This window comes from Fulvitalea axinellae (assembly GCF_036492835.1).
GTDB classification, from domain to species: domain Bacteria; phylum Bacteroidota; class Bacteroidia; order Cytophagales; family Cyclobacteriaceae; genus Fulvitalea; species Fulvitalea axinellae.
The window spans coordinates 4,336,969-4,350,219 of record NZ_AP025314.1 but is presented as its reverse complement, the minus strand read 5'-3'; the positions used below and the strand labels follow the sequence as shown (position 1 = coordinate 4,350,219).

Here is a 13,251-nt window from a genome sequence, read left to right as displayed (position 1 = left end):
AGTGGTCTTTGACAATTTCTGCGAATCTTCTTTGCCTCGTGCTCTGCAGACTCCACCTTCAGGTGAGGAAAGTCCCCCTTCCGTCATTTTGCATAGGAATTACTTATGAGCCCTGATGAATAGGGCTCATATTTCTTGTTTGATTTTCTTTTCTCCCTCAAATAATTTGTATGCATCCATTTGCTTAATCATTTCATTAAATGAAAAACCGATACAAAACAGCATAACAGACGAAAAGATAAAAACAGTGCTTAAGTTCCCGAAAAATATCATAAACATAGTGTTTATTGGAAGTAAGAAACTAATCATGATACCCAACATTGACACACGATGGGTGAGCCAGCTTACATCAAACTTGCTTAATGACTTACTCTCAAACCTCTCCTTACCCAGGTCAGCTTTTTTATGTATGAATAAGGCTAGAAAAAAGGCTACCGCATTCACGGCAAGCTCTACCAAAAAAATGGCATTAAATTCAAGTACAGGATCAACAATCACTTTTTCTGATGCTCCCCTAGGAGTTACATCCCTTGCCATATCATAGCATTGATAAAAAATGACTCCGCAAACAATTAGCAAAAAGACAGTAATAAATATTGATGCTGTAAATAACGGTCGAGTAAAAATACTATTCTTTTCCATTACAAGATTGAAAAAATTTCATTTAAACATATAGTCAAAATAGACGATTATTTTAATAATACAAAATAATGCATTTAAATTCTGAAAAGGAAAAGTACAAAAAGCCTTTCGAGGTTAAGAGCCTTTCAATATTATCATGGCGTAAAATTAGTCAGCAACAAGTTCAACAGTGATCTCGTGCTTCTCTTTTTTGTGTAGCGCAATAAATAGTCGTTGCGCGCTCTCCAACAAATTTAGTTTCAGAATCCAGAGAAATTTGTTTTCTATTGATTTCAAGTCCTTCTTCTTTTAATGCTTCAGTGAACTGAGGAGGAGCGATTGAATCGAAGGTTTTTCCGTTTTAACCAGTTATAGTAGCAATCGTCAACTGAATTGATTCGATTGAAGTCGCTTCCGTTTTGACTGTAGATAGCGAGCTGATGTTCCCAGAAATCGTGTTCTTGTTTGATTTCGTTGCAAAGATATCATGCCCATGCAATGGAATCAGGCAGTTACGACCGTATTTAGGCCTTACGGAAACGGTGTCGTCTTTAAAACCTATTACAGAAATTATCAAAGAACCGAAATAGTTATAGATCTTGAACAAAATATGACCGACGGTTTGCCCAGCCGGCCGAAAACTCTTTACTTGCTAAGGTTAAACATAAGGCCGGTACAGGAGATCGTTCCTTTCCGTTTTTCCCGCCGGCGAATAATTTTTTTCCTATGGTTTTAGAGTGGATAATAATCGTTTCCCTGCTTGTGATCGGCGCAATTTTGATCGTAGCGGAAATCATATTGATTCCCGGCACCACTGTAGTCGGAATTTTCGGCTTGGCGGTGACGGCCGGCGGTATCGCGATCGCGTATTATGAAATGGGTCCGCAAGTGGGCACCATGGTGCTCGGCGGCACTATAATTATGGACGTGGCCATTTTGATTCGCTCTTTTCAGTCCGGGGCGTGGAAACGCTGGGCTTTGAAGTCGAAAAACCCGGCGAAGGTAAACGTGGTGCCGAAAAAGGAACTGCGCGTGGGGATGGAAGGCGTTTGCGTGTCGGATTTGAAACCTGTGGGCAACGCCGAATTTTCGGGCAAGCGGTATTCGGTTCGTTCCGAAGGGCCGTTTGTGGATTCGGGCCGGAAAGTGAAGATCATTTTGCTTTATCCGGACAGGATTATTGTGGAAGCCGTGGAAGAAAAACGAGAGGAATAAACGCCGGGGTTTTGTGTCCGGAATTTTTGTTTGAGAAAAATTAACCAGTAAGATAAATCAGATTATGGAAGGATTTTTGCCAATTGTGATGATCGGAGCGATCGTCATCGCTTTTTTTATTTTCCTGTACTTTGTTCCGCTGAACCTGTGGATTAAGGCCCTTTTTTCGGGCGTAAACGTAGGCATCGGCGAGTTGATCGGTATGCGTATCCGTAAAGTTTCGCCAGCGGTGATCGTGGATTCGCTGATTACGGCGCAAAAAGCCGGTATCGACAGCTCTACCCGCGAAATTGAGACGCACTATTTGGCTGGCGGTAACGTGCCGTCGGTAATCAAGGCGCTTATTTCCGCCGACAAAGCGAATATCACCCTGGGCTGGAAGCAGGCGACAGCTATCGATTTGGCCGGTCGCGACGTTTTCGAGGCCGTACAGATCTCCGTAAACCCGAAAGTAATCACTACGCCGAAAGTTTCGGCTGTGGCGGCCGACGGTATTCAGCTTCGCGCCGAGGCGCGCGTTACCGTTCGCGCGAATATCCAGCAGCTTGTGGGTGGTGCCGGCGAAGACACTATCCTCGCCCGTGTAGGCGAAGGTATCGTAACGTCGATCGGTTCGGCGAAAAACCACAAGGAAGTGCTTGAAAATCCGGACAAGATCTCGAAACTCGTGCTTGAGCGCGGTCTCGACGCCGGAACGGCCTTCGAAATTCTCTCGATCGATATCGCCGACGTTGATGTGGGTAAAAACATCGGCGCGACTTTGCAGACGGACCAAGCCGAAGCGGATTTGAAAGTGGCGAAAGCGAAAGCCGAGGAACGTCGCGCGATGGCCGTGGCCGTAGAGCAGGAGATGAAAGCCAAGTCGCAGGAAATGCGCGCCAAAGTAATCGGCGCCGAAGCGGAAATTCCGATGGCGATGGCCGATGCGTTCCGCAAAGGAAACATGGGCATTATGGACTACTACAAAATGCAGAACGTAAAAGCCGACACGAATATGCGCGACGCCATCTCTAACGACGGCGACGAGGAAGATCCTCAGGAATAAATATTAGGCGTATATTTTACGTTAAAAAAACGCGTCGGGAAATCGGCGCGTTTTTTTTGTCGATGTTTTTCGCAGAAGATTTCTCCGTTTTTTTTCCGTCACATTTTTTGCGGGGAACCGAGCCGGTTTAGAAAAATCGGCGGAAACTTGGCAATCCGATGCGGAAACGATAATTTTGGACGTTACAGCACTTTTTGGAGCAAAGAAATTCTAAGAATATGTCATTCAATATGTTGAAAGGAAAAAAGGGCATCATCTTCGGCGCCCTTGACGAGAACTCGATCGCTTGGCAAACGGCACTGGTAGCCAAAGAACAAGGCGCCGAGTTTGTGTTGAGTAATGCGCCGATCGCGTTGCGTATGGGAAAAATCCAGGAGCTCGGCGAGCAGTGCGACGCCAAGGTGATTCCCGCCGATGCCACTTCTGTTGAAGATCTCGAAAAACTGTTCAGCGAAGCCACCGAAATTTTGGGCGGAAAATTGGATTTCGTGCTTCATTCGATTGGCATGAGCCCTAACGTGCGTAAAAAGAAGCCGTACGGGGAGTTGGATTACAAACTGTACATGAAAACGCTCGACATTTCGGCGTTGTCTTTCCATAAAGTGATGCACGTGGCCGAAAAGCAGGACGTGATGAACGAGTGGGGTTCTATCGTTGGCTTGAGCTACATCGCGGCGCAGCGCGTATTCCCGTTCTATACGGATATGGCCGACGCAAAATCGTTGTTGGAATCTATCGCGCGGAGTTACGGCTACCGTTTCGGTAAGGCCAAAAACGTGCGTGTAAACACCATCTCGCAATCGCCGACGGTCACCAAAGCGGGCGGAGGAATCAAAGGCTTTGACGTATTCTTCGATTACGCCGAGAAAATGTCGCCGATGGGCAACGCTCCGGCAGATGAATGCGCGAAATATATCGTGTCGTTGTTCTCGGACTTCACACGTTTCGTTACGATGCAAAACCTCTACCATGACGGCGGATTCTCGACTACGGGAATCTCGGAGGATGTTGTCGAGATGATTCTTGACGCCAAGGCCCGTGAGGACGAGGAGAAAAAGGACGAGGAATAAGTTGAAGTTTAAACGCTTCGCGACGGAAATTTTCCGTCGGTTTCGATAAATTTAGAACCCGGGTTTTTTCCCGGGTTTTTTTGTGACGAAAAAAATCTGAAAAAAATTGCTGACTTTTCCGAACGCCAAAATAAATATCGGCCTTTATGTGACGAACAAAAGGCCGGACGGATTTCACGATTTGCTTTCTTGCTTCGTCCCCGTACCGTGGGAAGAGGCGCTGGAAATTTTGCCTGCGGAAAAAACGGAGTTTTTCTCCACCGGCATTCCGATTCCCGGAAACCCGGAGGGGAACTTATGCCTAAAAGCCTACGAGCTTTTGCGCGACGATTTTGATTTGCCTCCGGTAAAAATCCACCTGCATAAAGCCATCCCGATAGGCGCCGGCTTAGGTGGCGGTTCCGCTGACGCCACTTTTACGCTGAAGGCTTTGAACGAGATGTTTTCGCTTGATATTTCCGACGAAAAATTGGAAGGGTACGCTTCGCGTTTAGGAAGCGATTGTCCTTTTTTCGTAAAAAATTCCGCGGTGATAGCGGAAGGCACAGGAAATATTTTTTCGCCGATTGAGCTTGATCTTTCAGGTTATACTTTGGTGATGGTTAATCCGGGCGTTCACGTAAGCACCGCTGTCGCTTATTCGGGCATAACTCCGAAGCCCGCGAATATTGACCTGGCGGATTTTCTCCAAAAAAATAGCCCCGAGAAGTGGCGGGGCGTTGTGCGTAACGATTTCGAAGAAGGTGTTTTCGCTAAATTTCCGGTAATCGCCGAAGCGAAAGAGAATTTGTACGATTCGGGCGCAATTTATGCCGCAATGTCGGGTTCCGGCGCTACGGTTTTCGGATTGTTTGAGAGCGGAAACTTTCCTGAGCTTAAATTTCCTGAAGAATACGAGGTCAAAAGCTTCGAGCTTTGAGCCGTATTATCTTCTGGATCCGTAAGAAATCGTGATGTAAGCGTTCGGATAAGATTGATATTTTTTCTGGTATAAAAGGATCTCGATTTCCTTGAAAAAATATTCGTACATCACGCCGGTTTCAACTACGAAGAGGTCGTTTTTCGCTCCGAATTCGAAGGCGAGACCGGCTTTTGCGTTTAGGCCGGGCGCAATGGAAGCGTCCGGTACGCCTTGGAAAAGATTACCGGGGCCTAGGATGTTGTTGAAGTTCATGTTGTTGCCGGTGTATGGCACTTTTTCCCGTCCGTTTTGGCCGTTGTAATCCACATAATACGGTGTTACGATACCTATTGAGGGGCCGCCAGCAAATATGGCGTTGATCTGCACGCCTTTGTGCTGTGCTTTTTTGAAGACGATAAAATCACGGCCGTATTGTAGGCGCAAATCGTAGAGGTAATTCGATTTTCCGACAAGAATGGAATTACCCGTTTGCGGTAGTTGTTCGCGGGTTTCGTTCGGGTGTTTTATATTGACGAGTTCCGCTGCGAATGTCTGGAATTGCCGGCCCTTGACCAATTGCGAATATCTGAACACGAAACCGCCCAACAGGCCACTGTTGGTGGCTTTGGTGAGTCCCCAGACAAATTCCGTGGAATAGTGGGCTTCTTCTTGCGCCTGCGCTTTTGTGATGAGTGCGGAGGCGGAAAAAAGGAGCGACAGTGCAAAAATTCTTATGATCCGTATCTGTGGAATTCGCATCGGCGGAAGAAATTTATTTAAAAAGATTATCCTTATTTCTTTATAGACGTTGCTTGGTCCAAAATGGAGGTAAAAAGCTGATTTTTAAATTTTGGAAAGAGCGTCTTTTACAAAACCGTACTTGACTCCGCCGTGAGATGTGTGCGTTACGCATTTTCCGTCTTTGATAATCAATAGTTGCGGAGATTCGTGGCTGATTCTGTACCGGGCTTCGATTTCGTTGCTGATGTCCCTGTGGTTTAGCAAATCCAGATAATAGGCTTGCGACTCTGGAAAGTCTTGGGCCAACGATCCCGAATCCATTCTGCTCTTGGCCATTGCGCTGATAGAACAACGTGTGCTGTGCTTGAAAATGACGATGGGAGCGTTATGTGAGTCGCTGTCGATTTTATCCAGTTGTTCGAAGGATGTCAAAGGAATCCATTCCATGTGGTCTTGCTTTTTTGAGAACTTACTAAGAAGTGTCTTTAATCGTACCAAATTTCCCGTTCTTTTGAGTCGTAATGTGATTTTCTGCGGACAACTTTCGTTTTTTGTTTGTCGGCTTTGCCCCAGAGCACGTCCCACCATTGGGCTACACGACTGGTACGTAAGTCGCCGTTCTTTTTCGACATCCAGGCGCCCATTTCTTTGTCTCGGGCTATTTTCCTGTTGATTCTTTTCTGTTGCCAAACTGGCATGATCATAAAAGAGCCAGGGAAATAATATGGGTCATTATTCCGCTTGGCTATCTTTTTATTGTCCCGATCTCTCTTGTTCAGGCTTTTTTGTTTGATGGCCACGCCTCCCATCATACGTGAGCGGGCGAGTTTTGAATTCATCCGGTGTTGTCTTGAAAGCGGAAGCAGAATAAACGATCCCGAGAAATCTTTCGGGTTTGGAGCCTGTTTGCGGTATTGGCGCCTACGTTGTTTTGGCGTATAAATTCTAGTGACCGCCGACCCTCTTGGAGTATTCATGTTAGGCGGGCCGGGGCTTACCCTTCGCCCTTTTGTAGCGCCGACATTTTTCATGTGTACAGCCGCCCAATAATAAGATGCGGTACGGGCCGTGAGGTTCACGCCACGGGTTTTGCTGTTGTGGGCATTGGCCCGGGTTATGGCTTCTATAGCGATTGCCTCGGAAGATTTCTTTCTGCCTAAGACTAAGCCTGCGCGCTGATTTCGGGCATCGGCGTTTTTGTAGCGGAGTTTCTTCGATTTTCGTCCTTCCAACCGCAATTTGTTTGGGCTGTATTTCGCAATGTTCGGGTTTGCCTTAAAACGTTCCGCCACTTGGTATGTGCCGTGTTTTAGTCTGCGTTTGGCTAGTTTGCGTTGCATACGGCGCTGTCGCCTTTTGGAATAACCCCTAAAGCTTTTGTTGGAACCGCTTGCGTCGGCTTGTTGGTTCAGATATGGATGCGCTCCGCCTTTTCGCATAATGACTTTCTTGCGTCCGATGCCGGGGCCAGGAGGCAAGACGACGTTTTTCATGCGTTTCTTTGACGGCTTTTGCCCTTCTGTTGAAGTATAGCGATACGGAGTCTGTTCCCCCTTGTCTGGCGGATATTGTGGCGACTTTTTGTTCTTTTTCGGCTTTTGGACCGATTTGTCGACGTTCTTCTTTTTTTTTGGCAACACCTGAGCCTGTAACGAACCGCCGGAAATTAATGCGAAAAGCATCAGGCTGACGATTAGTAACGGGCGGAATTTCAGACGTTTTTTTGGTCGATGTACTCTCATCGTGATATATCTAAGTCGGGCTTTGGTTTCCTTTCGGAAGAAATTGCCTCGCTCTTATTTCTAGCTAACGAATAGGAATGAATTTCTATAAAGAGGAAATATAATCTTTTTTGATGATATATGGACCGATGTCTATTTCAAATTGTATGCTCCGATGTTGGCTTTATGATGACGGAAGTTCTATACATACGGTTGCGTTTTTAAGGAATTGAACGCAAAGCGGTGTTGTCTTGGAATTTAAAAAGCGTAAATTCGATCTCTGCGGAATGGTTGGCATTCCAATAATAATCGAGATTCCAGATGGTTCAATACGAAAGCTTTGTACTTGACAACGGCTTGAGGGTGGTGGTGAGCGAAGATCCGACCACGCCGATGGCGGCAGTTAATTTGATTTATGATGTGGGCTCGCGCGACGAGGATCCGGAGAGGACGGGCTTCGCCCATTTGTTCGAGCATTTGATGTTCGGAGGGTCGAAAAACATCAGTTCGTACGACGAGCATGTGCAGAAAGTAGGAGGGGAGAATAACGCTTTCACCAGTCCGGACCTTACGAATTTCTATGTGTACCTGCCGGCAATGAATATTGAGACGGCTTTTTGGCTGGAATCGGACCGGATGGCGGCGCTTAATCTGGACTCCCAAGTTCTGGAAGTCCAAAGAAAAGTGGTGGTGGAAGAGTTTAAGCAAAGATACCTAAACCAGCCTTACGGCGATGTGTGGGCGGAGTTGCGGAAGATGTGTTACACGACCCATCCTTATCGCTGGCCGACTATCGGTAAGGATATTTCCCACATCGAAGAAGCCACGATGGCTGACGTTGAGGCTTTCTATCATAAATTCTACGTTCCGAACAATGCTGTTTTGTCAGTAGTGGGGAACGTGACTGTGGAGCAGGTTCGTGAACTTGCTGAAAAATGGTTTGGCGATATTCCTGCCGGAGAACCGTGTGTTCGGAATTTGCCCGCTGAACCGGAACAAACAGAGGCTAAATCGGTGACAAAAAAAGCCGACGTACCTTTTGACGCGATTTTCAAGGCTTATCACATGCCGGGTAAGGCTTCCGAGCGCTTTGTGACTATTGATTTGCTTGGTGATATTTTAGGCCAAGGAAAATCATCGCGCCTGCATGAACGCTTGGTAAAAGAGCTGGGAATTTTCAATGATATTGGAGCCTTTGTTACCGGTTCGTTTGATCCGGGACTCTTTGTTGTGAGCGGAAAGCTCAAAAAAGGTCAGGATATAAAGAAAGCCGAGGAGGAAATTCTCAAAGTGCTTGAAGAAATCCGTAACGAAGCGCCACCGCAAGAGGAATTGCAGAAGGTGAAGAACCAAGCCGAGGCAAGTCTCGTATTTTCCGAAATGGAAACCATGAGTGTGGCTATGTTCTTAGGCTATGCGACTTTGATGGGAGACACGGACTTGATCAACAGAGAGCCAGAGTTGATCCGTGCGGTCACGCCCGAAGGAGTTAGATCAACAGCGGAATGGTTGTTGGCTCCCGAGCGTTGCTCTACGATGTATTATCTAAGCGAAAAATAAGAGTCCTAGGTGGATTCTGGCGTATAAAAACAAAATCGCCCGGAATGAGAGTCCCGGGCGATTTTTTTATTTGGAAAAGATCGATCGTATGGATTATACTGTCGTGATTTCCTTTTCTTTTTCAGTAAAAGCTGCGTCAATTTTGTCAGTGTACTCCTTGGTGATCTTCTGAACTTTTTCCTCAGAAGTCTTAACAACATCTTCCGAAGCGCCGTCTTTTTGAAGCTGCTTCAAAGAGTCGTTAGCTTCCTGACGGGCCTTTCTGATGCCGATTTTTCCGTTTTCGCACTCGCCTTTGGCCTGTTTTACCAAGTCGCGGCGACGGTCACCAGTCAATGGGGGAATGTTCAAGCGGATAACCTCACCGTCGTTTTGCGGGTTGAGGCCCAAGTCGCTGTTGATGATTGAGCGCTCGATTTCGCTAATCATGTTTTTCTCCCAAGGTTTTACCACGATGCTTCTTGCGTCAGGCGTAGTAATGGAGGCAACTTGGCTGACAGGTGTTTTGGAGCCGTAATAGTCTACGGTCAGGCCGTCAAGCATGTTTGGCATAGCTTTTCCGGCGCGGATTTTTGTCAGTTCGTTGTGCGTGTGCTTTAGCGCTTTTTCCATTTGTTCACGCACCAACTCCAGAACCAATTCTATTTCTTCCATGATATTGCTGTTTTTTTAGCCAAAATAGGGAGGTTTATCCGGCGGGATGCCGGCTAATCGAGATGGCCAGCGTAAATCTATAACCTATAAGTTAGAATTCCGAGGGAAAAGAGGGCCCTTTTCCCTTGATTTCCTTACTTGAAGGTCAAGGGAGGAGTCTCCCGCAGATGGAACCGGGGACAAAACAATCCCGCCAGGCCTGACCGGGCGGGAATTCGTTTGCGTTAGCTAATCAGTGTCCCGACGTTGTCGCCTTGGATAACCTTTTGGAGGTTGCCCGGCTTGTTCATGTCGAATACAATGATCGGCAGCTTGTTCTCTTTACACAGGGTGAAGGCCGTCATGTCCATGATCGAGAGTCCTTTCTGAAGGGCGTCGCCGAACGAGAGGGTCTCGTAGCGTGTAGCGTCTTCGTTTTTCTCAGGATCCATGTCGTACACGCCGTCAACTCGTGTGCCTTTCAATACCACTTCAGACTCGGTCTCGATAGCGCGGAGGCTAGCCGTAGAGTCTGTAGTGAAGTAAGGGTTGCCGATTCCCGCTCCAAAAATAACTACGCGGCCTTTCTCCAAGTGTCTTACGGCACGGCGACGGATGAATTGCTCGGCAACTTCATCGATCTTGAGTCCTGACATCAGGCGGGTTTTCAGGCCCTTGTTTTCGAGGGCGCTTTGCAGGGCCATGGCGTTGATCAGGGTGGCAAGCATTCCCATATGATCTCCTTGAACGCGGTCGATGCCGGCTTTTTCGGCCTGTACTCCGCGGAAGATGTTTCCGCCGCCAATCACAATTGCGATTTGGATGCCCGTTTCAGAGGCGCGTTGGATTTCGGTGGCGTACTGGTCAAGCCTTTCAGGGTCAATGCCGTGTGACTGCGATCCCATCAGGGCTTCGCCGCTAAGCTTCAGGAGGATCCTTTTGTATTTCATAGCTCTTGGTTCTCGGTGAACAAATCGTGCAAATATACGACTCGTAAACGGAACTCTGAACGCTGTCAGGGGAAAACTTTTTCAGGACTTCGCACTTGTTGCGCCCACGTCTTGTCCGTTTTTTTATACGATTATCCGATACGCTTTCGTTTTAACAGAGTCCTATTTTTTTTCTACATTTATATTTGAGTAAAAAATCAGATAGCGAAGTGTTCATGATAGATCGAATATTAAAGGTTGGCGTATTGGCTTTTGCGGGAACTGCTTTGGTGTCCTGTTCCGGCTCTAAGCAGATTGCGTCCCAGGCACAGGAAAGCGATGCGGAGGTTGCGGAAGTGAGCCAAGTGGCGCCGTCCGATTCGGTTTTGGAAATATACAGGGCCTCCAGGCCAAGAACGGTGGATTTGCTCCATACAAAATTGGAAGTAAAGCCGGATTGGTCGAAGCGTTTCCTTTACGGAGTCGCTACGCTGGAGCTGAGCCCATATTTTTATCCGCAGGAAGAAGTAGAATTGGATGCGAAGGGTTTTGACGTTAGCTCGGTGGGATTAGCCGAGAATGGGACGGTGAAGCCGTTGGCTTTTGATTATGACGGAAAGAAGATCTGGGTAAAACTGGATCGGGAGTATACCCGTGACGAGAAGCTGGTCCTCTCGATAGATTATGTGGCGAAGCCTGACGAGCTCGAAGTGGGAGGAAGCGACGCCATTAGCCAAGACAAAGGCCTTTACTTTATCGACCCCGACGGAACGGATCCGGTGAAACCTACACAACTTTGGACACAGGGTGAGACGGAAGCCAGTTCCTGCTGGTTCCCGACTATCGACAGTCCGAACGAACGTTGCACTCAGGAAATCTACATTACCGTAGACGACCGTTTCAAAACGCTTTCAAACGGCGTGATGGTTTTCTCCCGAAGGAATGAGGACGGGACGAGAACAGACTATTGGAAAATGGACAAAGCGCACGCCCCTTATTTGTTTATGATGGCTGTTGGAGAGTTTGCTGTCGTGGAGGAGCATAAGGGCGGGCTTGAGTACAAGTATTATGTGGAGCCCGAGTATGAGGGCGATGCGAAGGCGATTTTCGGAAATACGCCGGAAATGGTCGCTTTCTTCTCCGAAAAGCTGGACTACCCGTTTCCTTGGCCAAAATATTCTCAGGTGATTGTCCGGGATTTCGTGTCGGGAGCGATGGAAAATACTTCGGCTTCCGTATTCATGGAATCCGTGCAGTCCAACAAGCGCGAGTTGATTGACCGTAATTGGGACGGGATAATCGCTCACGAATTGTTTCACCAGTGGTTCGGTGATTTGGTGACTTGCGAATCCTGGAGTAACCTTCCTTTGAACGAAGCTTTCGCAAATTATTCCGAATATCTTTGGAACGAACACAAGTATGGCAAAGATGCTGCGCTTGAACACCAAGCCGAAGAACTCGCCGGGTATCTGGAAGAGAGTAAGGTTAAAAAAGAAAATCTGATCCGCTACCATTACCGAGATAAGGAAGAGATGTTTGATCGTCATTCCTATAATAAAGGAGGGCGGGTTTTGCATATGTTGCGTGATTTGGTCGGAGACGAGGCGTTTTTCAAGTCATTGTCTGTCTACCTGAAGCATAATGCGTATAAATCGGTTGAATTGGCCAACCTCCGCTTGGCATTTGAGGAAGTGACGGGAATGGACTTGAATTGGTTCTTCCAGCAATGGTTCCTGCGTCCGGGCCATCCGGTTGTTGATATTGAGACAAGCTATGACGAGGCCAACAAGAAATTGATCGTGGAGCTCGGCCAAGCCCAAATTTCGGAAGATACGCCGGCTTATACTTTCCCTCTCGATATTGAACTTTGGTCAAATGGAAAGAAGGAATTGACAAGAATTTGGGTGGATAGCCCGAGTCAGAGATATGAAATTCCATTTGGGGAGAAACCGGAAAACGTTGTTGTGGACCCTGAAAGCCTCCTTTGTGGAGAAATTCGTTACGAACAAACCCCCGAAGCTTGGCTGTCGCAATATAAAAATGGAGAAAATGTATTGGTGCGCGGTGCGGCGCTTAACGGTTTGGTGGATATCTGGGGAGACTCGATAAAAGACAGCAGTGTTTTCATAACCGCACTTAACGATCCTGCCTCTTCAATTCGTGAATACGCATTGGATATGCTTTCCGGAGCTGATGAGGCTAGCAGAGCTTCTGTCCTTGACAAAGTGGCCGAGATGGCTGAAAAAGATCCGTCGTCAATGGTGCGTTCCGCGGCGATCGTGTTTCTCGGCGATGAGGAGCCGAATAGGTTCAGCAGTCTTTTCAGGCTAGCCATGGCCGATTCCTCTTACTCGGTTGTGGGAAGCGCGCTTTATTCGTATTCGATGACCGACGCTCAAGACTGTGGTCAGGTTATGGAACGGTTTGAGAATGAGAAGAATGTGAATGTAGTGTTGTCCATTGCCGGATATTATGCGGAAAAGGGCAAATATGATAAATTTGAGTGGCTGATGGGCAAGTATGCGTCATCCCAGAAACAGGACCGTTGGTATATGGTTCAGCTTTTGGGGCAATTGCTGATGCGTGCGCCGGAAGCCGAACAGCGCCAAGGAGCCGAGTTCTTTATGGATTTGGCGATGAACGACAAGGCTCCCCATGTTAGGCTGGCCGCTTTCCAGTCGGTTAGCATGCTGGGCTACGAGGGAATATCCGAGCGATTGATGGAAATAAGAGAAAATGAGGCGGACCCTAGGCTGAGGGAAATTTACGCTTCTTTGGCGGGGGAGTAAGCGTTGCCCGGGGAGTCCGGCCAAGC

Annotated in this window: 13 protein-coding genes and 1 pseudogene; 6 read left to right on the top strand and 8 right to left on the bottom strand. The window is 47.5% G+C overall.

The window, feature by feature from the left end; all coding sequences use genetic code 11:
- Positions 1–126: 126 nt before the first annotated feature.
- From AABK39_RS16835 to AABK39_RS27765, 3 genes and pseudogenes are all read right to left on the bottom strand, one after another.
- Positions 127–537, bottom strand: a complete 411-nt coding sequence (locus AABK39_RS16835) for a hypothetical protein (protein ID WP_338392500.1) — start codon at positions 535–537, stop codon at positions 127–129.
- Positions 538–805: 268 nt separating this feature from the next.
- Positions 806–970: pseudogene (locus AABK39_RS27770) on the bottom strand (hypothetical protein); the annotation flags it as partial.
- 12 nt (positions 971–982) lie between these two features.
- Entirely contained in the window at positions 983–1,198 is a 216-nt protein-coding gene (locus AABK39_RS27765) for a hypothetical protein (RefSeq protein ID WP_421825166.1), read from the bottom strand.
- 149 nt (positions 1,199–1,347) lie between these two features.
- Here AABK39_RS27765 and AABK39_RS16830 point away from each other — a divergent pair, with 149 nt between their 5' ends.
- The 4 genes from AABK39_RS16830 to ispE all read left to right on the top strand — a co-directional run bounded on the left by AABK39_RS16830 (position 1,348) and on the right by ispE (position 4,870).
- Positions 1,348–1,836, top strand: a complete 489-nt coding sequence (locus tag AABK39_RS16830; RefSeq protein ID WP_338392499.1) for an NfeD family protein — start codon at positions 1,348–1,350, stop codon at positions 1,834–1,836.
- A gap of 64 nt (positions 1,837–1,900) precedes the next feature.
- Positions 1,901–2,881: a flotillin-like protein FloA gene (gene floA / locus AABK39_RS16825; protein WP_338392498.1), complete on the top strand. Its 981-nt coding sequence runs from the start codon at positions 1,901–1,903 to the stop codon at positions 2,879–2,881.
- Between the two features lie 218 nt (positions 2,882–3,099).
- A complete protein-coding gene (locus tag AABK39_RS16820) occupies positions 3,100–3,951 on the top strand; it encodes an enoyl-ACP reductase FabI (protein WP_338392497.1) in 852 nt (283 codons plus the stop codon).
- Between the two features lie 106 nt (positions 3,952–4,057).
- Positions 4,058–4,870 (top strand): 4-(cytidine 5'-diphospho)-2-C-methyl-D-erythritol kinase, encoded by an 813-nt coding sequence (gene ispE, locus AABK39_RS16815; protein WP_338392496.1) that lies wholly within the window; start codon positions 4,058–4,060, stop codon positions 4,868–4,870.
- 6 nt (positions 4,871–4,876) lie between these two features.
- Here the strand turns inward: ispE and AABK39_RS16810 are convergent, their stop codons facing one another.
- The 3 genes from AABK39_RS16810 to AABK39_RS16800 form a co-directional block, all read right to left on the bottom strand.
- The gene (locus AABK39_RS16810; RefSeq protein WP_338392495.1) at positions 4,877–5,611 is read right to left on the bottom strand and encodes a hypothetical protein; all 735 of its coding nucleotides are present in this window, start codon (positions 5,609–5,611) and stop codon (positions 4,877–4,879) included.
- Positions 5,612–5,695: 84 nt separating this feature from the next.
- Entirely contained in the window at positions 5,696–6,040 is a 345-nt protein-coding gene (ytxJ, locus tag AABK39_RS16805) for a bacillithiol system redox-active protein YtxJ (RefSeq protein WP_338392494.1), read from the bottom strand.
- 38 nt (positions 6,041–6,078) lie between these two features.
- Positions 6,079–7,335, bottom strand: a complete 1,257-nt coding sequence (locus AABK39_RS16800; RefSeq protein ID WP_338392493.1) for a hypothetical protein — start codon at positions 7,333–7,335, stop codon at positions 6,079–6,081.
- A gap of 300 nt (positions 7,336–7,635) precedes the next feature.
- On the opposite strand from AABK39_RS16800, the gene AABK39_RS16795 reads away from it, so the two are divergent.
- On the top strand, positions 7,636–8,874 hold the full coding sequence (locus AABK39_RS16795) for a M16 family metallopeptidase (protein WP_338392492.1): 1,239 nt from the start codon (positions 7,636–7,638) through the stop codon (positions 8,872–8,874).
- Between the two features lie 93 nt (positions 8,875–8,967).
- Here AABK39_RS16795 and frr read toward each other — a convergent pair whose 3' ends face one another.
- Positions 8,968–9,528, bottom strand: coding sequence for a ribosome recycling factor (frr, locus tag AABK39_RS16790; protein WP_338392491.1), 561 nt, complete (start codon positions 9,526–9,528; stop codon positions 8,968–8,970).
- 224 nt (positions 9,529–9,752) lie between these two features.
- Entirely contained in the window at positions 9,753–10,457 is a 705-nt protein-coding gene (gene pyrH, locus AABK39_RS16785; RefSeq protein WP_338392490.1) for a UMP kinase, read from the bottom strand.
- A gap of 215 nt (positions 10,458–10,672) precedes the next feature.
- Here pyrH and AABK39_RS16780 point away from each other — a divergent pair, with 215 nt between their 5' ends.
- Positions 10,673–13,225 (top strand): M1 family aminopeptidase, encoded by a 2,553-nt coding sequence (locus tag AABK39_RS16780; RefSeq protein WP_338392489.1) that lies wholly within the window; start codon positions 10,673–10,675, stop codon positions 13,223–13,225.
- Positions 13,226–13,251: the final 26 nt, after the last annotated feature.

What these genes read in the sequence shown, in the direction of transcription:
- AABK39_RS16835 (WP_338392500.1), bottom strand. Translation starts at nt 537, where the DNA reads ATGGCAAGGGATGTAACTCCTAGGGGAGCATCAGAAAAAGTGATTGTT.
- AABK39_RS16830 (WP_338392499.1), top strand. Translation starts at nt 1,348, where the DNA reads ATGGTTTTAGAGTGGATAATAATCGTTTCCCTGCTTGTGATCGGCGCA.
- floA (WP_338392498.1), top strand. Translation starts at nt 1,901, where the DNA reads ATGGAAGGATTTTTGCCAATTGTGATGATCGGAGCGATCGTCATCGCT.
- AABK39_RS16820 (WP_338392497.1), top strand. Translation starts at nt 3,100, where the DNA reads ATGTCATTCAATATGTTGAAAGGAAAAAAGGGCATCATCTTCGGCGCC.
- AABK39_RS16810 (WP_338392495.1), bottom strand. Translation starts at nt 5,611, where the DNA reads ATGCGAATTCCACAGATACGGATCATAAGAATTTTTGCACTGTCGCTC.
- ytxJ (WP_338392494.1), bottom strand. Translation starts at nt 6,040, where the DNA reads ATGGAATGGATTCCTTTGACATCCTTCGAACAACTGGATAAAATCGAC.
- AABK39_RS16800 (WP_338392493.1), bottom strand. Translation starts at nt 7,335, where the DNA reads ATGAGAGTACATCGACCAAAAAAACGTCTGAAATTCCGCCCGTTACTA.
- AABK39_RS16795 (WP_338392492.1), top strand. Translation starts at nt 7,636, where the DNA reads ATGGTTCAATACGAAAGCTTTGTACTTGACAACGGCTTGAGGGTGGTG.
- frr (WP_338392491.1), bottom strand. Translation starts at nt 9,528, where the DNA reads ATGGAAGAAATAGAATTGGTTCTGGAGTTGGTGCGTGAACAAATGGAA.
- pyrH (WP_338392490.1), bottom strand. Translation starts at nt 10,457, where the DNA reads ATGAAATACAAAAGGATCCTCCTGAAGCTTAGCGGCGAAGCCCTGATG.
- AABK39_RS16780 (WP_338392489.1), top strand. Translation starts at nt 10,673, where the DNA reads ATGATAGATCGAATATTAAAGGTTGGCGTATTGGCTTTTGCGGGAACT.